The organism is Sorangium sp. So ce362 (assembly GCF_051519845.1).
Lineage (GTDB): Bacteria > Myxococcota_A > Polyangia > Polyangiales > Polyangiaceae > Sorangium.
This window is the reverse complement of sequence record NZ_CP150332.1, coordinates 5,508,709-5,531,628: the sequence shown is the minus strand read 5'-3', so window position 1 is coordinate 5,531,628 and position 22,920 is coordinate 5,508,709. Positions and strand designations below refer to the sequence as shown.

10 protein-coding genes are annotated in these 22,920 nt (G+C 68.4%); 8 read left to right on the top strand and 2 right to left on the bottom strand.

Annotated features, from left to right (window positions below):
• Positions 1 to 62: 62 nt before the first annotated feature.
• Both WMF17_RS21405 and WMF17_RS21400 read left to right on the top strand, forming a co-directional pair.
• Positions 63 to 1,190 (top strand): alpha/beta hydrolase family esterase, encoded by a 1,128-nt coding sequence (locus WMF17_RS21405; protein WP_437650979.1) that lies wholly within the window; start codon positions 63 to 65, stop codon positions 1,188 to 1,190.
• A gap of 412 nt (positions 1,191 to 1,602) precedes the next feature.
• Positions 1,603 to 2,325: a response regulator transcription factor gene (locus WMF17_RS21400; protein WP_437603938.1), complete on the top strand. Its 723-nt coding sequence runs from the start codon at positions 1,603 to 1,605 to the stop codon at positions 2,323 to 2,325.
• 222 nt (positions 2,326 to 2,547) lie between these two features.
• Here the strand turns inward: WMF17_RS21400 and WMF17_RS21395 are convergent, their stop codons facing one another.
• Positions 2,548 to 2,712, bottom strand: coding sequence for a hypothetical protein (locus tag WMF17_RS21395; protein WP_437650977.1), 165 nt, complete (start codon positions 2,710 to 2,712; stop codon positions 2,548 to 2,550).
• Between the two features lie 860 nt (positions 2,713 to 3,572).
• Here WMF17_RS21395 and WMF17_RS21390 point away from each other — a divergent pair.
• The 5 genes from WMF17_RS21390 to WMF17_RS21370 all read left to right on the top strand — a co-directional run bounded on the left by WMF17_RS21390 (position 3,573) and on the right by WMF17_RS21370 (position 19,993).
• Positions 3,573 to 14,738, top strand: coding sequence for an amino acid adenylation domain-containing protein (locus WMF17_RS21390; protein WP_437650975.1), 11,166 nt, complete (start codon positions 3,573 to 3,575; stop codon positions 14,736 to 14,738).
• 304 nt (positions 14,739 to 15,042) lie between these two features.
• A complete protein-coding gene (locus WMF17_RS21385) occupies positions 15,043 to 15,276 on the top strand; it encodes a hypothetical protein (RefSeq protein WP_437650973.1) in 234 nt (77 codons plus the stop codon).
• A gap of 310 nt (positions 15,277 to 15,586) precedes the next feature.
• Positions 15,587 to 17,299 carry a DUF1592 domain-containing protein gene (locus tag WMF17_RS21380; protein WP_437650971.1) on the top strand — a complete coding sequence of 571 codons (1,713 nt, stop codon included), beginning with the start codon at positions 15,587 to 15,589 and terminating at the stop codon, positions 17,297 to 17,299.
• A 19-nt stretch (positions 17,300 to 17,318) separates the two neighbouring features.
• Positions 17,319 to 18,950: a DUF1552 domain-containing protein gene (locus tag WMF17_RS21375; protein WP_437603935.1), complete on the top strand. Its 1,632-nt coding sequence runs from the start codon at positions 17,319 to 17,321 to the stop codon at positions 18,948 to 18,950.
• 221 nt (positions 18,951 to 19,171) lie between these two features.
• Complete coding sequence (locus WMF17_RS21370) at positions 19,172 to 19,993, top strand: hypothetical protein (protein WP_437603934.1); 822 nt, start codon at positions 19,172 to 19,174, stop codon at positions 19,991 to 19,993.
• Between the two features lie 296 nt (positions 19,994 to 20,289).
• Here WMF17_RS21370 and WMF17_RS21365 read toward each other — a convergent pair whose 3' ends face one another.
• Positions 20,290 to 20,856, bottom strand: coding sequence for a hypothetical protein (locus WMF17_RS21365; RefSeq protein WP_437603933.1), 567 nt, complete (start codon positions 20,854 to 20,856; stop codon positions 20,290 to 20,292).
• An 889-nt stretch (positions 20,857 to 21,745) separates the two neighbouring features.
• Between WMF17_RS21365 and WMF17_RS21360 the strand changes: the two genes are divergently transcribed.
• Positions 21,746 to 22,912: a hypothetical protein gene (locus WMF17_RS21360; RefSeq protein WP_437603932.1), complete on the top strand. Its 1,167-nt coding sequence runs from the start codon at positions 21,746 to 21,748 to the stop codon at positions 22,910 to 22,912.
• Positions 22,913 to 22,920 lie beyond the last annotated feature (8 nt).

Genomic DNA, 22,920 nt, shown 5'->3' with positions numbered 1-22,920 from the left:
TCGACACGACCCCTCCAGAGGTCATCGCGTCCGCGGCCTCCGGCAAACAAAGGTGCTGACTCATGATGAACCGACGAACGAATTTGCCAAAGCAGATCCTGCTGTCAGGCGCGCTAGGCATCGCCCTCTTGGGCTGCGGCAGCGACGGCGAGGGGAGCACCACCGCCGGCGGTGACGGCGGTGGCTCCAGCGGCAATACAAGCGCGGGTCCCTCGGGCAGCGGTGGCAGCACCGCGTCTGCGGATACGACGACCGGGGCCGGTGGCACGACGAGCTCGACCGGCGGCAACGGCACCGGTGGGAGCGGCGCCGGCAGCGCTGGCACCGGTGGCGCTGGCACCGGTGGCGCTGGCACGGGGGGCAGCGGCGCGGGCGGCGAAGCCGGGAGCATCACCTGCCCGTCCTCCGCGTTGAGGGCTGGCGACACGAACCAGACGGTGACGGTAGGTTCCCAGAATCGGAGCTACGTCTTGCACGTGCCGGCCACGTACGACGGCAGCAAGCCGGTGCCTCTCGTGGTGGACTTCCACCCACTGGGCGGCTCTGGCCCGTCGGAGCGATCGGGCTCGCCCTATCCGGCGCAGACCGACCCGGAAGGCGTGATCATGGCCTTCCCGAGCGGGATGTCCGGACCCTCGGGCGGCGCCTGGAACGTGGGGCCCTGCTGCGTGGCCAACACCGACGACGTGGCGTTCGCCAAGGCGCTGGTGGCGCAGATCCAGGAGACCGCCTGCATCGACCCCAAGCGCATCTACGCCGTTGGCTTCTCCATGGGGGGCGGGATGTCCCACTACCTCGCTTGCCACGCGGCCGATGTGTTCGCGGCCGTCGCGCCCGCCGCCTTCGATCTCCTGGAGGAGAACATCGGCGGTTGCGAGCCAGCGCGTCCCATCAGCGTGATCTCGTTCCGAGGCACGTCGGATCCCGTCGTGCCCTACGCCGGTGGACACTCCGCGGTGGTGCGGGGTATGCCCATCACGTTCCTCGGCGCGAAGTCGACCCTCCAGAAATGGGCCGACATCAATGGCTGCACCGGCTCGCCCTCGGCCGAAGATGGCCAGGGCTGCTCCACTTATTCGAATTGCCGGGACGGCGTCGAAGTGGCCCTCTGCACGAAGCAGGGAGGTGGCCACGACCCCGGTAACGCCGCGGTCGGCTGGCCCGTGCTGAAACGATACACAATGCCATAGCTCACGTCTGTCGTTCTCCGGGAAGGGCGCCCACGAGCTTCACTCATCTCTGTGCCCCTCTGCGGCACCGGCTGGGACATCCAGCAGAAGAGCTTCGACTCGCATGACGGCGCGTCGCCCGACGCGCGAAGCGTCTGATTTTAGCGCTGTTGAAATAATCTACTCCTGATACAAGGTCGCATCTTGAGCGCGCCGCCACATGATGAGCGAGCTCGCGCGTTGACCGCTGACACCCCGATCGGCCATACTGGCAAGTGCTCCTTTGCCTTGCTGCTGCCTGCGCGACCTCGTCGTTCGGTGGCAGGAGCCGATTGGCTGGTCCATGAAGGTCAGCGGAACCACAATCTTGACGCGGAAGACGTTGGTGAGCCGGAGATTCGGCTCGGATGCGTGGCGCGGCTTCTTTCGTGACGTGGCGCTGGCCAACCCATGGTTCAGGCAGCCGATCACCGCCAGCAGCCTGGTTCCGCTGCCCGAGTTCCTCGCGTTCCACGACGAGCTCGTTCGGCGGTTTTATTCCGATGGCACGGACGCGCTCTTCGAGCTCGGGGCCGAATCGGCCCGCTGGGCGCTCGTCGACGGTCCGCTGCAGCGCTTCGTCCAGGATCCCGAGATCTCCTCGCTGGTCGCGACCACTCAGAACATCTGGCACCGGTACTTCGCCGAGACGGACAGCCGCTCCGAGGCGACCCTGAAGGATTCCGGCATCGAATTTCGAGTGCGTGACCTCCCCGTCTGGCACCCGTATTTCGAGCATTTTGTGGTCGGGTACACAAAGGAGATGCTGGAGATCTATTGCGCCAACCCGGTCTGGGCGCATCGGCTTACGGGGGCACGTGGGACGACGTACGGCTATCTGCTCACCACCGATCCTGTCCCACGCGCCCCGCCGAGCAGCGATCGCTCCGGTGCCCGGCACGATCGGCTTCTTCGGCCGCGAAAGGCGCTCACGGCGCGCGAGCTGGAGGTGCTGCGGCTCGTCGGGACCGGCAAGACCAACCGCGAGATCGCCACCGTCCTTCGCATCTCGGCGAAGACCGTGCAGCATCACGTCGCCCACGCCTACGACAAGCTCGGCGTCTACAGCCGCGCCGGCGCGACGCTGTGGCTGGCCGAGCGGGGGCTCCTGGGTTGACCGGCGGCAAGGACGCTCTGCTCGGTCAGACGGCCAGCAAGCCCTTCGCCGATGTCCGCCGAGGCCCGGTCGATGTCCACCGACGACAGCCACCTCATCATACATCTTGCGCGCCACGCCTCCCGGCTCGAGGTCGACGGCGAAGGCCACGCAGCGCCACGCGGAGGTGGCAAAGGCGCCCGGCGGCCTCGGGTGCGGTAACCCCCGCGTTCTCGCCGAGCGTCAGCGGCACGCATCGCCGAACTCCACATTGATCGCGCCTGCGTGAACAGTCCCGTCGTTGACGACGTGATCCGCGCGAAGGGCGAGGTGTTCTCGAAGCCTTGAGGCCAACGGGCTCGCAGCCCCGACTTGTTCAGCAAGCGCGACTTCGAGATTGACCTGCACACCAGGACGATTACGTGCCCGGGGCCAGGGCAGGCGGTCCGCCCGGCGCGTGTGCAGCGCACAGCGCTCGCCTTGCCGGCGGGGGCAGCGACCGGCAGCAGGCCGGTGACCGGCAGCAGGCCGGTCGAGGTCGCCGTGGGGCGGGGCTGGGGGGTGCGCGTTGCCCCGGGCTTTGACGAAGGAGGGGGTACTCAGGTCGGTGCTGCGCCTGGTTGCCGAGGCCCAGGTGTCACCGGATCCCCTTCCGGCTGCGCCGGTTGTCGTCGAGGCGACAGTAACAGGGCGGTCGCCCGCCCGCTCTCCGGATCGAGACAGCGGCGGACGCACCCCGGCTTCATTCTGAGCGCTCTCTGTCCCGAATGCGACCTGAAGCCGCTGCCCGAGCAGGTTTCGGACGTGATGTGCTGGAATCGGCCCGGAAGGTAGGGAAGGGGACCGATGCAGGGCGAGGCGACAGCTGGTTTGGTGTATCCGCACACAAGAGCAGGAGTCCGGGCTGTGTTCCCGAGATCCAATGAGAGTTGTCAATCGCCGGCACCCGCCTTCTTTCAAATACACGCTGGCGTCGCGGTGTCCATACTTCATACTGCGTAGCGGCCTCATCGTGACCGATCGCAATGCGGCCGACAGCCGTTTTGTGAGCCTGGGTTCAGCGTCGTTTTGTGAGCCTGGGTTCAGCCTGGCGCCCGCTCTTTTTGTCCGGGTGACCAGGCGGCCGTGATGCGTGACGAGCGTACGACAGAACAGCAAGCAAAGTGTGCGCGCAGGTGTGCGCGTGTCGAGCTTCTCGACGCGGCGTACGGTGGATCCACGCGCATCGATGCAACCGACCCCTACCCGCCACAAGGAGGTCATCTGCAATGAACGAAGGTCGTTATTCGCCGCTCTCTCTGGAGCAAGAACGCGCCTGGAGGCTCCACCGGAGCCGAGGCGCCGCGCCCGGCTTGCATGAGCGGGGCGCGGCGTGGCTGGATGGCGAGCTGGACGTGCCCAGATGGGTCCACGCTATCGAGAGGCTCGCGGCGCGCCAGGCGATCCTGAGGACGTCGTTCGCAGAGCGCGATGGGCAGCCGGTGCAGGTCGTCTCGCCGCAGGCCGAGGTCGCCTTCCGCGAGGTGGATCTCGCCGCCGACGGGCGGTCCGCCTCGGATGAATCCGCGCTCGAGATGGCTCGCCGGGAGGCCTCTCTGCCCCTCGACCCGGAGGGCGGCCCGCTCTGGCGCGTGAGCCTCATCCGCGTGCACCCGAGCCGGCACCTCGTCGCGCTCTCCATGCATCCCATGGTCTCCGACGGCGAGCCGAGCGTGACGCTGTTCTTTTCGGAGCTGTTCGACGGCTATCACGGCGTCGAGCGGCAGGCGCCGACGATGCGCTATCAGGACTACGCGCGTCGGCAGCGGGAGCACAGGACTCCGGAGCTCCTCGACAGGCAGCTCGCGCACTGGCGTCGCGAGCTCTCGGGGGCGCCGGAGGCGCTGGAGCTCCGGACGGATCGGCCGCGGCCCGCGGCGCGGACCTTCGCCGCAGGCTCGGCGGAGCGCGCGCTCGATCGGGAGCTCGTGCGAGAGCTCCGCGCGCTGGCGCGCGAGGAGGACGTGGCGCTGTCCGCGGTCTTGCTCGCGGGAATGCACGCCGTGCTCCACCGCGCTACAGGCCAGGACGACGTCCTCATCGGCGTCGCGCTGTCCGGGCGAGACGACGAGGAGACGCAGGGCCTCATCGGGGCGTTCGGGGACCTCGTGGTCGTGCGGGGCAGGCTGGGCGCGGATCCGAGCTTTCGCTCGCTGTTGCGTCAAGTGCGCCGCTCCATGCAGGAGGGGAAAGAGAACGGAGACATCTCTTTATCCTCCCTGGCCGAGCAGCTCTCGCTGCCGCGCGATCCGAGCCGCGCGCCGCTCGTCCAGGCCACCTTCGCCAGCAAGCCGGGCACGCTGGAGCCGAGGCGAGGCGCCCTGCTCACGCTGACGCCGGCGGCGCTCGAGGCGACCGAGGTGGCGTTCGAGCTCGCCGTCCGCGTCGAGGAGTCCGAGGCGAGCGTGATCGCGCGCGTCGAGTTCAATCGCGACCTCTTCGACCACGCGACGCTCGAGCGGCTGCTCGGGCACTGGGGGGTGCTGCTCCGCGGCGCCGTGAGCGATCCGGCGCAGCGCGTCTCGGAGCTACCGCTCCTGACCGAGGAGGAGCGCCGCACGCTGCTGTTCGCGTGGAACAGCGGCGGGGTGTTCGAGCCGCCGCGCGATCGGGTGCACGAGCGGGTCGAGGCGCACGCCCGGCGCACCCCGTCCGCGGTGGCGGTGGCCTTCGAGGGGCAGCGCCTCACGTATGCCGAGCTGGATCGGCGGAGCAACCAGATCGCCCACCTCCTCCGGGAGAGCGGCGCGGGGCCCGATGTCCGGATCGGCGTCTGCCTGGAGCGATCGCTCGAGATGATCGTCGCGTTGCTCGGCGTCCTCAAGTCCGGCGGCGCCTACGTCCCGCTCGACCCCTCCTACCCCGCGGAGCGACTCGCCTTCTTGCTGGAGGATGCCAGCGTCCGCGTGATCCTCACCGAGGAGCGCTTCGCCTCCCGGCTCCGGAGCGGGAGCGCCAGGGGGGTGTACCTCGACGCGGAGCGGGCCATGATCGAGCGGCAGCCCGGGGACAGGGTAGAGCCCGCGCCGAACGAGGGCCCGGAGAACCTCGCGTACATCATCTACACCTCGGGATCGACAGGGAAGCCCAAGGGGGTGATGGTCACCCACGCCAACGTGGCTCGTCTCTTCGACCACACCGAAAGCGATGTTCGCTACAGCGACCGCGACGTCTGGACGCTGTTCCACTCCTATGCCTTCGATTTCTCCGTCCTGGAGATCTGGGGCGCGCTCTGCCACGGCGGACGGCTGGTCGTGGTGCCGTTCCTCACGAGCCGCACGCCGGACGCGTTCTACAGGCTCCTCGGCGATGAAGGGGTGACCGTCGTCTGCCAGACGCCCTCGGCGCTCCGCCAGCTCATCCACGCCGATGCGGCGGCCGAGCCGTCGCTCGGCGGCCGCCCGCAGCTGCGTCTCGTGATCTGCGGGGGCGAGGCGCTCGATGTGGCCATGCTCAAGCCGTGGTGGGACCGCCACGGGGACAGGCACCCCACCATCGTCAACATCTATGGTCCCACCGAGACGACGGTGTTCGCCACCCGCCGCACGATGGGTATGCCGGATCTCGAGCGACCGTGGTCGAGCTCGATCGGCTCCGCGTGCCGCGACGTCCAGGTGCTGCTCCTCGATCGCAACCGCGCGCTCGTCCCCGTCGGCGTCGCCGGCGAGCTCTACATCGGCGGCGGCGGCGTGTCGCGTGGCTACCTGAACCGGCCCGAGCTCACGCAGGAGCGGTTCGTCCAGAGCCCGTTCGGCGCCGGGCCGGGCTCCCGTCTGTACAGGACAGGCGATCTCGCGCGTTATCTCCCCTCGGGCGAGATCGAGTTTCTCGGCCGGATCGACGATCAGGTGAAGATCCACGGCCACCGCATCGAGCTCGGCGAGATCGCGGCGGTGCTGGGCCAGCACCCTTCCGTGCGCGAGGTCGCGGTCGTCGCGCGCGAGGACGCGCCGGGCGACAGGCGGCTCGTGGCGTATATCGTCCCCCGCGCGGTCGAGGGGGGCTCCGCCAGGGACGAGCGGGCGCTCCTTCCCGCGCTGCGCGCCCTCGCGCAGCGCCATCTGCCGGGCTACATGGTCCCGACCGCCTTCGTGCCGCTCGACGCGCTCCCCACCTCGCCGAACGGCAAGGTCGACCGCAGGGCGCTCCCTGCGCCCGGCGGCGACCGCCAGGAGCTCGGACGCGCCTTCGTGGCGCCGCGCTCCGAGCTGGAGGAGGCGCTCGCAGGCCTCTGGAAGGAGCTCCTCCGCGTGGAGCGCGTCGGCGCGCACGACAGCTTCTTCGAGCTGGGCGGCAGCTCGCTGCACGCCGTCCAGCTGTTCTCCCGCCTCCGCGGCGCCTTCGGGATCGACGTCGGATTCCAGGAGCTCTTCGATCATCCGACCGTCGCCGGGCTCGCCGCGCTGAGCCAGGGCGGCGGCCGCGCGGCCCCCCGAGAGGAGCATGCCATTCCGAGAGGCACCCGGACGGGGCCAGTCCCCCTGTCGTTCGCGCAGGAGCGCATGTGGTTCCTCCACCGGCTCGCGCCGGAGAGCCGGGCCTACAACTGCCTCTGTCCCTTCCGCCTCACCGGGGACATCCACGTTCCGGCGCTCGACAGGAGCCTCCGCGAGCTCGTCCGCCGCCACGAGATCCTGCGCACCGTCTACACCGAGATCGACGGCCAGCCCGTCCAGATCGTCGCCGAGGACGCCTCCTTCCGGCTCGACGTCGCGGACCTCCAGCACCTCTCGGAGGGCGAGCGCGAGGCCCGGGCGCAGCAGCTCATCGAAGCGGAGGCCCAGAGGATCTTCGATCTGAAGCGCGGCCCCGTCTTCCGTGCAGGGCTGCTCCGGCTCGGGCCGCGGGATCACGTCCTCTGGCTGCACATCCACCACATCGCCGTCGACGGCTGGTCGCTCGAGGTGGCCTACCGCGAGATCGCGGCGCTCTACGACGCCTTCTGTCGGGAGGCTCCCCCTCCGCTGCTGGACACGCCGCTCCAGTACGCCGATTTCGCCTCGTGGCAGCGCGAGCAGCTGACGGAGGAGACCCTGTCGGGGCTGCTCGCCGGCTGGAGACAGAGGCTCCTCGACGTGCCGCCGTTGCTCCAGCTCCCGAGCGATCGCGTCCGGCCGCCGGTCCAGACCTTCCGCGGCGCGACGATCCCGTTCCAGCTCGACCCGGCGGTCGGAAGGGCCATCCGGGACCTCGGCGCGCGAGAAGGCGTGACCGTGAACATGGTCCTCCTGGCCGCGTTCGCCGCGCTGCTCCACCGCGTCACGCAACGCGACGACCTCCTGATCGGCCTGCCGAGCGCGGGCCGCGATCACGCCGACCTCGAGGCGGCGATCGGCTTCTTCGTCAACGTGATCCCCATCCGGATCGACGTCTCCGGCGAGCCGTCGTTCGAGGAGCTGCTCCGCCGCGTGAGGGATGTGTGCCTGGACGCCTACGCGCACGACAGGCTCCCGTTCGAGCGGCTCGTCCAGGAGCTCCAGCCCGAGCGCGACCCCAGCTACAGCCCGCTCGTGCAGATCGTGTTCGCGCCGCAGCCGCCCGCGGAGCGCGAGCTCCACCTCGCCGGGGTCGAGGCGCGCGCCATCGACACGGATACGAAGAAGACGATCTTCGACGTATCGCTCTATGCCTGGGAGAGCGCCGACGGCGTCGCCGGGATGCTGGAGTACAGCACCGACCTCTTCGAGCGGGCGACGATGGGGCGGATGATGGATCACCTCTTCACGCTCCTCGCCGCGGCGACATCGGACCCTGCGCGCTCCGTCTCGTCGATGCCGCTGCTCCCGGAGCGCGAGCAGCGCCAGCTGCTCGTCGAATGGAACGAACCAGGCGTCGATTTTCCTCGCGACCGGCGCGTCCTGGATCGGTTCGAGGAGCAGGCGGCGCGCGCGCCGCACGCCGCCGCGGTCGTGTCCGATCGCGGATCGCTCGCGTACGGAGAGCTCGATCGCCGGGCGAACCAGCTCGCGCGCCGCCTGCGCGAGCTGGGCGCCGGGCCCGATACCCTGGTCGCGATCTGCGCGGAGCGCTCGCTGGAGATGGTGGTCGGGATCCTCGGGACCCTCAAGGCGGGCGCGGCGTATCTCCCCGTGGACGCCGAGATCGCGAGAGAGCGGCTGGCGTTCATCCTCGCGGACTCCGGGGCGCCGGTGCTCCTCACGCAGGCGCACCTCTCCGATCGCCTCCCGCCGTTCGCGGGCGCGGTGATCCGCCTCGACGCCGACTGGCCGGAGATGGCGGCGCTGGATGGGTCGCCCCCTCCGGCGTGCGCAGGCCCCCGGGACCTGGCCTATGCCATCTACACCTCGGGCTCGACCGGCCGCCCGAAGGGCGTGCTCGTGGAGCACCGGAGCCTCATGAACCTGGTGGAGTGGCACGTGCGGCGCTTCGCCGTCTCCTGCGGGGATCGCGCGACCCTGGTCGCGAGCCCCGGCTTCGACGCGTCGGTATGGGAGCTCTGGCCGTATCTGTGCATGGGAGCGTGCCTGTTCATCCCCGGGGAGCCGCTCCGCCGTTCCCCGGACGAGCTTCAAGCGTGGCTCGTCGCGCGAAAGATCACCGTCTCTTTCTTGCCGACGCCCATGGCGGAGGAGCTCCTGCGCCTCGACTGGCCTGCTTCCACCGCGCTCCGGTACCTGCTCACGGGAGGAGACAAGCTCCGCGTCTGGCCTGGCGCGGCGCTCCCCTTCGACGTCGTGAACAACTATGGTCCGACCGAGGCGACCGTCGTGGCGACCTCGTGCCTCGTGCCGCGGGCGCGGCCGAACGGCGGGACGGCGACGGTCGATCCCTCGATCGGCCGCCCCATCGACAACCTGCGGGTCTACCTGCTCGATCCGCGCGGGGAGCTCGTCCCGGTGGGCGTCCCCGGCGAGCTCTACCTCGGAGGCGCCGGCATCGCCCGCGGGTACTTGAACCGGCCCGAGCTCGACGCAGCGCGGTTTCTCCCCGATCGGTTCACGGACGAGCCGGGCGCACGCATGTACCGCACCGGCGATCGCGCCCGGTGGCTCCCGGACGGGACCATCGAGTTCCTGGGACGGGTCGACAACCAGGTGAAGATCCGTGGCTATCGTATCGAGCTCGGCGAGATCGAGGCCGTGCTGCGAGAGCACCCCGACGTGGAAGAGGCCGTCGTGGTGGCGCGGGAAGAGCCGCCGGGCAACAGGCGGCTTGTCGCCTACGTCATCCCCCGCCTCGAGGGCGGCGGCGCCACGGACCAGGCCCCGGCCCTGCAAGCGGAGCACGTCTCGGCGTGGCAGGCCCTGTACGACGGCACCTACGGGGGAGGCGACGCCGGCGTGGATCCGGGCTTCAACATCACCGGATGGAACAGCAGCTACACCGGCGAGCCCATCGACGCCGGAGCGATGCGCGCTTGGCGGGACCACACCGTCGAGCGGATCCTCTCGTTCCAGCCGCGCCGGGTCTGGGAGATCGGCTGTGGGACCGGGCTCCTGCTCCTGCAGCTGGCCCCGCAGTGCGCCGCCTACCTCGGCACGGATTTCTCGGAGCAGGCGATCTCGCTCCTCCGCCCCGAGGTCGCGCGCGGCACGCTCTCGCACGTGTCGCTGCAGCGCCGGGAGGCGAACGACTTCAGCGGTGTCGAGCCGGGCAGCTTCGATGTGATCCTCCTGAACTCGATCATCCAGTACTTCCCCGGCGCCGATTACCTGCGCTCGGTGATCGAGGGCGCCGTGCGCGCGGTGGCGCCCGGCGGCGTCGTGTTCCTGGGCGACATCAGGAGCCTTCCGCTGCTCGAGGCGTTCCACACGTCGGTGCAGCGCCACCGCGCGCCCGCGGGCGCCACCGCGGCCGAGCTGCGGGCCCGGGTGCAGCGGGCGGCCTCGGCCGAGGAGGAGCTCGTCCTCGCGCCCGAGCTCTTTCACGCGCTGCGCGGCCAGATCCCGGGCGTGGAGCACGTGGAGGTCTGGCTCAAGCGGGGTTCGGGCTCCGACGAGATGACGCGCTTCCGTTATGACGTGGTCCTGCACGTCGGCGCGGCGCCCGAGCCCGTCGTCGTCGGCCGATCGCTGGACTGGGCTGCCTCGGAGGGCCTCGCCGGCGTGGAGCGAGCGCTGCGTGAGGAGGGATCCCTCGGGCTGGAGGTCCTGGGGATCCCGAGCGCGCGCGTGCACGCCGACGTGATCGCTGCGCGCCGGCTGCGGGAAGGGGACGGCGTCGGGCTGGCCCGCGCCGCCACGACGGTCGCCGAGGGCTCGATGGCCGCGATCGAGCCGGAGGCGCTGTGGGCGCTCGGCGCGCGCCTCGGCTGCTCGGTCCGGATCACCGGATCGAGGACCTCGGGTCCGGGCTGCATGGACGTGCTCTTCGAGCGCGCCGAGGGCGCGCCGCGACCGCGCGCCTGGATCCAGGCGCGGCCCCGGGAGACCTTGCCCGAGCGGTCGCTCGCGAACAGCCCTCTCCGGCGGCAGAAGACGCGCGCGATGCCCGCAGGCCTGCGCGAGTTCGCCGCGGCGAAGCTCCCCGACTACATGGTTCCGGCCGCCCTCGTGAGGCTCGACGCGCTGCCCCTCACCACGAACGGGAAAGTCGACATGGCGGCCCTCCCGGCCGACGACCGCGCAAAGCCCGAGCCGAGGGCGGCGACGCCGGTGCCCGCCTCGAACATCGAGGTGATCCTCAGCGAGATCTGGCGCCAGGTGCTCGGCCTCGACGAGGTCGGGCTCGACGATCCTTTCTTCGAGCTCGGCGGTCACTCGCTGCTCCTCGCACGGGTCCGCGCGGGCATCCGGGCGCGGCTCGGCGAGGACGTCCCCATCATGGACCTGTTCCAGTACCCGACGATCCGCAGCCTCTCTGCCCACCTGAAGAGGGGCCCTCTGGCGGCCGCCTCGGGCGAGAGCACGGTCTCCAGGCGTGGCCCCGGCGCCGTGGCCCCCGCGGTCGAGGCGCCGGCGCGGGAGGCGCTCCCCGAGAACGCGATTGCCATCATCGGAATGGCGGGTCGATTCCCGAAGGCGCGCAGCGTCGACGCGCTGTGGTCGATGCTCGAGGACGGGGGGGAGGGGATCGGCTTTTATTCGCCCGAGGAGCTGAAGGCGCTCGGCGTGGACCCGGAGCTCACCCGCTCGCCCAGGTTCATCCCGGCGGCCGGCGTGCTCGACGACGTCATGTGCTTCGACGCGGCGTTCTTCGGCTACAGCCCGCAGGACGCCGTGCTCATGGACCCGCAGCAGCGGGTCTTCCTCGAGTGCGCCTGGGAGGCCATGGAGCGCGCCGGGTACAACCCGCTCGCCTACCCGAAGCCGATCGGCGTGTTCGCCGGGAGCGACGCCCCGAGCTACTGGATCGAGCGCGTCGGGCCGCCTCCGGCCGCGCCGAACTCGGAGCACCAGCGGATCTATACCGGGAACGTGACCGACTCCCTGACCACGCGGGTGGCCTACAAGCTGGGGCTCCGGGGGCCGGCGGTGAGCGTCATGACCGCATGCTCGACGTCGCTCGTCGCGGTGCACCTCGGCTGCCAGAGCCTCGCCACAAGGGAGAGCGACATGGTCCTCGCCGGAGGGGTCGGCGTCCTCTCGCCGCGGAGGATCGGCTACCTCCACGAGGAAGGCTCGGTCACCTCGCCCGACGGCCATTGCCGTCCTTTCGACGCCGAGGCGAGCGGCATCGTGGCCAGCAACGGTGTGGGGCTCGTCGTCCTCAAGCGGTTGAAGGACGCCCTGGACGACGGCGACACGATTCACGCGGTGATCCGCGGATCCGCCGTCACAAACGACGGTGCACTCAAGGTGGGTTACATGGCGCCGAGCCTGGAAGGGCAGCTCGAGACCATCGCCCGGGCCCACGCCGCTTCGGGCGTCAGCCCGGAGAGCATCACGTACGTGGAGGCGCACGGCGCGGGCACGCGGCTCGGCGACTCGATCGAGGTGGCCGCGCTGTCGCGGGCGTTCCGGAGGGCCACCGACAAGGTCGGCTTCTGCGCGCTCGGCTCGGTGAAGAGCAACCTCGGCCACCTCCGCGCGGCCGCCGGGGTGACCGGCCTCATCAAGGCCGCGCTGTCGCTGGAGCACGAGCTCATCCCCGCGACGCTCCATTTCCGTCGCCCCGGCCCCGAGATCGACCTCGCGAGCAGCCCCTTCTTCGTCAACGCCGGGCCGCGCGCGTGGAAGCGCGGCGGGGCCCCGCGCCGCGCGGCGGTGAGCGCCTTCGGCATCGGCGGCACGAACGCGCACGCCGTGCTGGAGGAGGCGCCGGAGCCGGCGCCGTCTGGCCCGTCGCGGCGCTGCCAGCTGCTCGTCGTCTCGGCGAGGACGCGCGCCGCGCTCGAGAAGAGCACCGATCGTCTGGCCGAGCACCTGCGGCGCGCGCCGGACGGCTCGCTCCCCGACGTCGCGTTCACCCTGCAGCGGGGCAGGGTGCCTTTCACGCACCGCCGCGCGGTGGTGTGCGCGGATCCGGCCTCGGGAGCGGCCTGCCTCGATCGGCGCGACCCGGCCCGCGTCTTCACGCAGGTTGCCGGCGGGCGGCCGCCGGAGGTCGTCTTCATGTTCCCCGGCGCGGGCGCGGAGCGTGTCGGCATGGGGCGTGAGCTCTACCTGCACGAGCGCGTCTACCGCGAGAGCATGGACCGGTGCGCCGATCTCTTCCGTCGTGAGCTGTCGACCGACCTCCGCGACCGGCTCTTCCCCGAGGAGCAGGGGCGCGCCCGCGGTGAAGAAGACATCGGCTCTCCGCGCCTCCGCGCGGCCGCCCTCTTCTCGACCGAGTACGCCTTGGCGCAGCTCCTGATGTCGTGGGGGATCCGCCCCGCCGCGCTGTTCGGCCATGGGCTGGGCGGGGTTGTCGCCGCGTGCGTCGCCGGTGTGCTCTCGCTCGACGACGCGGTCGCGCTGCTCGGGCGCGCGGAAGCGGACGCGGAAGAGGAGGCCGCCGAGCCGCTCCCCGCGCGCATGGCCCAGCTGGCCGCGTCGATGGTGAGGAGGGCGCCGAGCATCCCCCTCGTCGGAGACCACGCGGGCGACTGGGTGACGGAGACTGACGTCCACGATCCATCGTTCTGGGCCCGGGTCCTCGCGGGATCGGCTCGCCCCGACGACCGCATCGCCGCGCTGCTCGCCTCGGCCGATCGTGCCCTCCTCGAGGTCGGGCCCGGCTCCTCCCTGGCCACCCTGGCGTCGCGGCACCCGGACGCGGGGGCGGGGCGACCGATTGCGACCAGCCTGGCAGGCCCGGGCGAGGGCTCCGGCGACCTCGAGGCGTTGCTCGCCGCGGTGGGCCGCCTCTGGTGTGCCGGCGTCGACGTCGACTGGGCCGCGTTCTTCCGGGACGAGCGCCGGCGGCGCGTGCCGTTGCCCACGTACCCGTTCGAGCGCGTCCCTCACATGCTCGACACCACGTGCACCGTGGGCCCACCCACGGAGCGGTCCCTGTCGCCGAAGATCTGCAGTCCGCCGGCGTCGTCCGGCCCTCCGACGGGCTCGCCGGCGAGCGTGCGGCTGCGGGACGCGCCGCCGCCGGACTCGCCTGCGCCCCTGAGCGCCGCGCTGACGCAGCGGAGCGGGAGCGCCGCGGTCCTCCCCCACTGGCGCGCGGCTGGCCAGCTCCTCGTCACGCTGCAGGCGGGGGCGCCGGACACCGCGCCGCTGTTCCTGATCCCGCCGCTCGGCGGCACGGTCCACGCCTATCGCCCCCTGGTGCAGCGGTTGAGCGGCGAGCTGCCCGTCTACGGGATCCAGCCCACCGGCGCGGAGCCGGGCGAGCCGGGCTTCACGTCCATTCCCGCGATCGCGGCGCGGTACGTGGACGAGATCCTGAGCGTCCGACCCGAGGGGCCCTACCTCGTCGGGGGGCATTCGGCCGGCGGCGTCGTCGCGTACGAGATGGCGCAGCAGCTGCTCGCGCGAGGGCGCAAGGTGCCTTTGCTGCTGCTGCTGGACACCGGCTCCGTCCCGCGCGCGAGCGATCGCTCTCCGGCGAGCGGCCTCGCCCACGAGATGGCGAAGCTCGAAGCCGTCGCGTCGCAGCGATACCGCAGCTTCGTCGCGGCCATGGCGGACGACGCGCGGCTCCGCGCCGAGGTCACGAGCACGTGGCAGGCCCTCGCGGGCTACGCGCCGAAGCCGACGGACGCCAGCGTCCTGTTCCTGCGCGCGCGGGAGCAGGTCAGCCCGGAGGACGCGGCCGCCGTCAACGCCTGGATGGATCTGGCGCGAGCGGCCTTCGCCCTGCAGGTGGTGCCCGGCAACCACTTCACGATGATGGAGCCGCCCCTCGTCGCGCACGTCGCCCGCGCGATCCAGCAGCACATCGAGGGCGCGCTGAGGCCTGCGCTCGTCGACGCCCTGGAGGGGCGGCCGCTCCGGAGGCCGAGGGCGAGGCCCCTCGGCGTGGAGAGCGGGCCCGAGAGCGGCCCGCCGTCGCGCTGAGCTTGTATCTCGTCCCCTGAGCTGCGCGACGCGTCGGCTCGCATTCCCTCGCGAGTGAGAGAGCCGTAGTAGACCCGGAAGCACAGCGGGATGGCCTGACGACGCGTTCGACGAGGGTCCTCGTCCGGGTGCAGGTACCCTTTCGCCTTGTCATCACTCGCTCTGGGGATCCCAGCACCTCTCCGAGCCCAACCTCGGGTCGCGCAGCGCGTTGCTCACGGTCGCGCAGCGCGTTGCTCACGGTCGCGCAGCGCGTCGTCCACGAACGATCCACCGTCAGACCGACCCAACTGCATCTTTTCGGATGTACTGGACTCGTGAGGAAGGCGCGTTCGCGCTGGAAATTCCGGACTTCCGTGGCCGAACGAGCTCCCGCCGGGTGCTCTCTGAGGCGGGCAAGGGGCCGCTCGACACCCACGCTTCGCTCGTCGTGGCGCTAGCCGGCGTGGCTGGGTCGCGCGAGCGAACTTTCTGGTTGATGTACCTCGTGGATGACGCTCTAAAGCAAGAGTGGCTCGTCGGCGTGCGGCTGGCGTGACGGGCCGAAGGTCCACGGCGAGCTGCGCGTGATCCATGGGCGAGGCATCACGAACCCGGAGTCTACCGTGCGCTGCGTGGCGGAGCGCCGGGGCCTCGTGCGCGCCGCCGCCTCGCTCGGCGGAGGCACGGCCCTCGGGATCGAAGCGGGCAGCAGCGCGCCGCTCGTACGCCAGCGTTTCATTATCACGTCTCCAAAGGAAACCGTCCGCGAGGCGCCCGTGCCCACGCCGATGGCCCCGCCTCGGGCTCGTCACAGCTTTTGATTCGCTCCCGTGATCATCTCGACATCGACCGGGAATAAGAGGTGTATGCGCATGCGAATGTTAAAACACCTCTCGTACATCGGTACGACAATTTTTCTCGCCGCAACACCTTTCTTCGCTGGCTGCACCGGCAGCATCGCGGACGGTGTCGAGGATGACGACGACCCCTCCGGCGGTACCAGCAGCGGCACGGGGGGCGGGCCGGACAATGGGCCCCCGGATAGATGCATCCCCGGCCTCCCGACGACGACCCAGATCCCCCGCATCCTGAACCGGCAGTACGACAACACGGTGCGGGACCTCCTCGGCGTCACCAGCGTGGGTACCGACAGCAAGCCGCCGTCTGCGCTGCTCGTCACCGACTTCGACGGCCCGATGACCCCTGACGCGTGGCGCTTCTATCAAGATGCTGCCGCGCAGATCGCCAAAGCAGTGATGGCTGGGCCGAACAAGTCCAAGTTCATCAACTGCGACCCTTCGGCAAGCGGCTGCTTGACGCAGACCATCCAAACCTTCGGCCGCAAGGCGTTCCGTCGCCCGCTGACCGCTGCGGAGGTGACGCGATTCGAAAAGCTGGGCCAGACGACGCCGGCAGGAACGCCCGACGAGGTCGCCGAGGCAACGTTGATGGGCTTCCTCGTGTCGCCCTCGTTCCTCATGCTCCCCGAGCTGACGACCACCCAGGCTCCGTCGGGTGAGGGCATACAGCTCTCCGGCTACGAAGTGGCGACGAGGCTTTCGTACTTGCTCTGGGGCTCCGTTCCGGATGACACGCTGAGCGCGGCGGCCGACAATAACGAGCTCCAGACCAAAGAGCAGGTTCTGGCCCAGGCGCAGCGAATGATTGCTGTGCGCGAAAAGACCGGGCCGCTCGTGACCGCGTTCCACCGCAACTGGGCGCAGATGGAGAACGGAAACGCCCACTGGTGGAAGATGGATCACGACACCGAGACGTATCCGTTGTACTCCGCGGCCGCCAAGCCCAGCTGGCAGGCTGAGCTCGACGCCTTCTTCGAAGAGGTGGCGTTCGGGGGCGGTTCGTTCAAGGACCTCCTCCTCAGCAATGTCGCCTTCGTCAACAAGGACAACGCGGCGATCTATGGGCTCGACCCTTCGATGTACGGTACCGACCTGACCAAGGTGGAGCTGGACGCCAACGAGCGGCCGGGCTTCCTGACTCGCGTCGGGTTCTTGAGCTCCTACGCGGGCTTCAACGCCACGAGCCCGATCCTGCGAGGCGCGTTCATCGCGACGTACATGCTCGGTGTCAATCCGGGTGCGCCCGATCCCGCCGCCACCATGGCGACCGTTGATGGCGACTTCCCAACGCAACGCGCGTACGTCGAAGAGCTGACGAAGCCCAATTCCTGCAAAGGCTGCCACGGGATCATCAATCCGCCGGGATTCGTGATGGAGGGCTTCGACGGCATCGGAAAGCTGCAAACGACTGATCCTCGTGGTGGTGCGATCGACGCAAGCGTCACCACAAACATCGTCAACTTCGGCGACGGTAACGTGCAGGAGATCTCCTCTCCGTTGCAGCTCATGGAGGAAATCGTTCAGGTTCAGAAAGCCAAGCAGCTTTACGCTCAGGCGTGGATCTCCTATGCCTTCGGGCGGGATCCGAACGGGAAAGACAAATGCGTCGTCGATATGCTCGACACCAAGCTGTCTCAGAGCGGCTACAGCATTCTCAATCTGCTGGCCGATCTCACTCAAGCGGACTCCTTCCGCGTGCGAGTCCGTGAAACGCCCTGAAAGCTGAGGAATGTCGAACATGAGCAAGCAATTGAACCGAAGAATCTTCCTCCGTGGCCTGGGCGGAGCCGCCTTGGCTGCGCCGTTCCTCAGCTCCGTGTGGGAACGCACCGCAAAGGCCGACACCTCTGCAGCTGGAAAAACGCTGATCGTGATGTTCACCCACTATGGGTGCGTCACGAACAACTGGTTTCCCGCGAAGACCCAGGGTGAGCTCACGGCTGCTGACCTCACGCCGACGAGCCTCGCGCCCCTCGCTCCCTATGCGAAGAAGCTCCTCATGCCGCGCGGCATCCGCACGATGAACGAGTGGACCGCCAACATGACGCGTGGACAGGGGAACGACTCCCACACGCAGATCGTGGGGTCGCTCTTCACCTGCCAGCCGGTCACTCCGAACAGCAACGACCCGTTCAGCTTCAACACCGCGACGAAGTTCAATGCAATGCCTGTCGGTCCTTCGCTGGATCACGTCATTGCCCAGCAGCTCAGCCCGGAAGGCACTCCGCTGCTCTTGAACACGGCTGGTCAGAGGGACTCCGCTCAGTCGGGGATCTCCTACGTTGCCGCCGAGCGCGCCTACAGCGGCCTCAACGCGTCGCAGGCCTTCAGCAGCCTCACGGGCCTCTTCCAGACGGGGATGCCGATGAACCCGGACACCTACGCTTCGATTCGCGGCAAGAGCATTCTCGACCTCGTAAAGGATGATCTGGAGACGCTCGAACGGTTCGACATGAGCAGGGCCGACAAGCAGAAGCTCGAAGCTTGGAAGGAGCTCCTCGACTCCACAGGAACCGTGGTGGCTTCCGCGCAGTGCAACGAGGCGCTCGGCGTGATGCTCGGTGCGACGGCAGCGAACGCCTCCAAAGCGGGGTCGGGTAGCCTGGGCAGCGACGCCCTCACGACCAAGGTCTCCGGCGATCTGGATGGAGCGGATATCTATTCGGCCATCGCAGCGCTCGCGGCCGCCTGCAACGCCAACCCCGTGATTTTCCTGAAGTACCCGGGAAATTACCTTTTCAAGGGGCTCGACATCACGATGGAGTCGCATTCCCTCTCGCACCGCCTCGACAATGCAGGTATGTCAGGCAGCTGCCTGCCCAACGCGATCGAGTGGCTCCTGAAGGTTGACGCCTATTACGCGCAGAAGTTCGCGAACCTCGTCAGAATGCTCGACAGCATCCCCCAGGGGAATGGGTCGACGGTCCTCGACAGCAGCGCCGCTATCTGGTTCAACGAAATGTCGGACGGCAACGCACACAACCTCAACAACGCTCCGATCATCCAAGCCGGTAGCGCCGGCGGTTACTTCAAGACCGGTCAGATCATCAACGTCGACCCCGGGTCGACCCCGACGGGCGGCAACAGTATGTCGCAGTGCGCCAATGGTACCGGCCAGTCCAACGGTGTCAATCAAGGCACCGGAACCGATCCGAAGATTGCCAATGCGCCGGTCAACAAGTACTTCTGCAACATCATGAACGCCATGGGCGTGAAGGCGGGTGCGGATGGCTTCCCTGCGAAGGGTGGCTCCGCGGAAGTGACCCATTTCGGCTATTCCGACAAGACGGAAGATTTCATCGGTGGCAAGGGCAAGGTCGCCGGCGCCACGATCCACAATCCGGGCGGGTTCACAGAGCTCAAAGCCTGAGCACTCTCGGGGCGACGTCCTGAACACTCGGACGAGCTCGGGTCCAAAGACCTCTCCTTGCCGGAGGGGTCTTTGGGTTTGTGCGTTGTCGGTGACCGCGCGCCGGCGCCCTTAGCCGTCTGCTCGTCGTCGCGATATTGCCGATCTTCATCATGTGCCTCACTTCGCGACTCCATGCTGCCCGACGATGGCGGACAGCGATAGGCTGGGCATCTCTTCTCATGTTCATGTTGGCGAAGCGATTCCTCATCCCTGCTGCTGTGCTCCTCCCGCTGGCCTGTTCGAGCGAAGCGAACTCCAGCAGCGGGGGTGCGCCGACTCAGACCAGCGGCGGCGAAACGAGCGGCGGTGCCGGGGTGGGCGGGGACATTGGTGACGACGCGCTCATCGTTCCGGAAGACCTCACCGTCATGGCGCTCCCTGGCGGAAACGGCGTGCTTAACGTGATCGCGCTAACTCTTCGCAAAGGACCAACGAACACCGAACTCTACGCCGCCTTGAGGAACGACGGGGATATCCCGGCCTGCAGCGCTGCCGTTTCAGTTGAGCTCTACGACAAGACCGAGCGGTCCCTGGCAGCTGGGATCAACGGATTGCTTACTCAGCATTTCTATCGACTCACGGATGGCTCGGGCGCCATCGCTGCGTGCGTGGGTCCAGGTGACGTGACCATGGGCGCGGTGACGGACTTGCCCTCAGACATCGTGATCGAGGACGTAGGATACGTCGTCTACCGGTGCCCTTACTTTGCCCTCGACGTTGTTCCCATCGATGGCCTCACCATCAGCCAAGTGAAGGCCGTAACTCGTGGCGCCGCCACGGCGTACACCGGCACGCTCCTCAACGGACTCGACGTAGCGGTGAGCGATCCCTCCGTCACGGTCTTCTCAGTCAATCGCGTCGGGCGTCCGCTCGGCGTAGCGATCGGCAGCGGCACAGTCCACATTCCGCCGGGTGGCAGCTGGGCCTTCGAGACGAACACCGTGGACACGCCCGGACCTGATCAAGCCGCATACCCGGCCGCCGCGCTTGCAACGCGGTAGACCATCCCATAAGTCGCGCGGCTATCCCCCGACACTGGGGCGTGTCGGCAAACCTGTAGGCGTTTGCGCGCGCGCAACCGAGGGCGCACGTGTGCGGAGCCGCGTCACGCGCGCGCAAACGTCGGGTTGAACAAAGCCGGACGGGGCGCTGCAGAACGGCACGGGAGGGCAGTGAGGCCCGGTCCAGTACCGGCATGCGCCTTGACTATAGATACGGGGAATTTGCTGAAGCAGCGGGCGCTCAACCTGCGCCTGTGGGGCGCCGCAACCCGTCGGCGGCTACTCGCCGAGCCCTGCTACTCCAGGGCGCCGTCGGCGATCCACTGCGTGATCGCTTCGATGTAGTCGGGGGGTACGCACGCTTGATCCTCATCGTTGACGCACTCAAGGGGCATCCGCGGAGTTGAGCCGCACGGTCCCTTTAGGACCTTGACGAGAGCGCTCTCTTGCGGGTTGCCGAGATTGACGAGTGGGCCGCAATTCTTGGACATGTGCGAGGTTATCGTCGTGTGCAGCTCTTCGTTTATCATCAAGTCCAGGGGGTTCATGTCGTCGTTATGGCAACCCGCCCCGAAACAAGTGACGTTTTCGATAACGAACTTCACGGTCTCGAACGTTGGCTCGATTTCGCTGCCACTGCCGGTCGAGCCGCCGCCACCGGTGCTCGCGCTGGTCGAGCCAGCCCCGCCCGAACCGCCGGCCCCGACCCCACTCGAGGTAGACCCACTAGCGCTCGTGCTTCCGGGATCCGAGCCGCCGGTGCCTCCACCGCCGGTATCGTCAGGGGTTTCGGCGCAGCCTGGAAGCGGTGACAGGATGGCGATGATTGCTGCCGCGATGAAGCTTGAGAGTCGAGGTTTCATGGTTCACGACGAAGATGGTGAGAGAGAAGGTTTAGCTCTCGTTCCCGTTGGATGTAGGCAAGAGCTGCGCGAGGCGAGGAACGTCCTCTTGGGCGGGTAGGATGAGCAAACGCGGTCGAAAAATCAAGCAGTTCGTGGCGGTCATCCGTGCGTACAGCCATGCTGTACACGTCGATTGACACTCGTACCCTGTGCGCTCAAGCCGGTCTCACGTGCCCAAGAGCGCCTCTCAAGACCTCCCGTCACCAGGCAGCCGAGGTCGGGCGCATCGCGTCGTTGCGCCTCGTCGCAGCGTCTCAGTGGGGCTCCTCACCGCGCCTGGCGGTGTACCCGCGCTCGGGTGCTTGGCTCGGTCCGGTTTTGTCCGGCGCTCCAGGACGATCGCAATAGAGCGACGCAGGGAGCGCGCGTCCGAAGCGCCCGATCGCGCGATTCCAGCGCGCAGGCGTCGCTCCCGAGTTCAGGGCCCCTCCCGGCGGTTGGATGCGTGCGACAGGGCCACGATCCCGATGCGCCCTGTCTACGCGCGGCGTCATGGGGAGACCGCCGCCGACCGAGTCAACGGCGAAGCGGGTGGGTTGGGCCCGGCGAGGCTCCCTAGATCGAGCGCCGCGCAGCCCCCAGGCAGGCGGTGACGCGCCGTGCTCCACGACCAGAATTTATTCGTCAAACTGCTCGTGGTAGCCAGTCCGCCGTTATCGGCGACGGCCATACTCCATTGCGCAGCCACCGAGCTCGTGTATAGCATGCGCGCCCCGAGGCATTGCTGGGGCTTCCCGACGGAAGCCGCCGCTTGACTATCCAAACAACTGTCCAGCTCATCGGAGCAATTCAGCACGATTGCTGATGGTTTCCATCATCAATCATCAATCAAGACAGGGAGACGAGAGTGAAGCAAACATCGAACGTTCAAACGTCGTCAGGAACGCGGTCGACCCTCCTGGTCGGCTTCATGTTGCTCGCAGCCGCAGGATGCGTGGCGACTGAAGGCCCCGAACAGCTCGAAGCTCTGGAACAGGGCGAGCAGGTCGAAGAGACCGCTGAAGCCATCACTGACGGTTGGACGACCTTGGCGCTCGGCAACGGTTGGCAAAACTATTGGGGCAGCACCTACCCTCCCGCCATCGGAAGGGTCAACGGAGTCGTGACGTTCCGGGGGGCTCTGAAAGCAACCAACCCGACGAGCGACTCCCCCTTCACCTTGCCGACCGGGCCGACCAGTTTCCTGCCTTCTCCTGCCTCCAACCTCGATCTGAGGGTTGTCCTGTCCGGCGGCGTGGGCGGGACGATTCACTTCGATCTCAACGGCGCGGCGCATATCCTTCAGGACGGCGAGTCTCCGCTCGGGCCGGGGCCAGCGGCGAAAACCCTCACCTCGCTGGACGGTGTCTCCTTTGACCAGAGCGCCGGAACGGAGACGCCGCTCGAACCGGAAGGTGATTGGGGACCATTGTACGGGTTTCGGGTCGGTGGGACAAACCTATGGGGAGCCTATGTAAAGGAGGTGGACGGCTTCGTTCGTTTCCAGGGTCTGCTGACAAACAGCTATCCGACCAGTTACGACGGATTTCTATTCAACCTTGACGCCGAGTTTCGTCCCGGCAACAACGTCTATGTGCCCACGACCCTCGGCGGTCAGACCTGGGGACAACTCACCATCTATTCGAATGGCGACGTCTACGTCAACGGGAGCTCCGTGGCCGCGAACAGCGGCACGTCGCTCGAAGGCGTGTCTTTCTCCAACACGCTCGACGGCAGCGTCCCGCTGGATCTGGACAACGACTGGGGCCCCTACTCAGCGCGATCTGTCAAGGTGGGCACGTACGGGGGGGTCGTTCGTTTCCAGGGCGCCATTTCCGGTGGAACGAGCGCCACGGTGGCCACGCTCCCCTCGGGCATGTGGCCGCCGACGACCGTCTACTTGGTGGCGGCTGCATACGGCCCGGTGCCCGCGAGGATCGTCGTCAGCACGAGCGGCGTCGTGACCGTCGACTCCCCCGGTCTGAGCGTCGCCTCGATGTTCCTGTCGCTTGATGGCGTGTCTTTTGGGCTCTGATCGCTTCT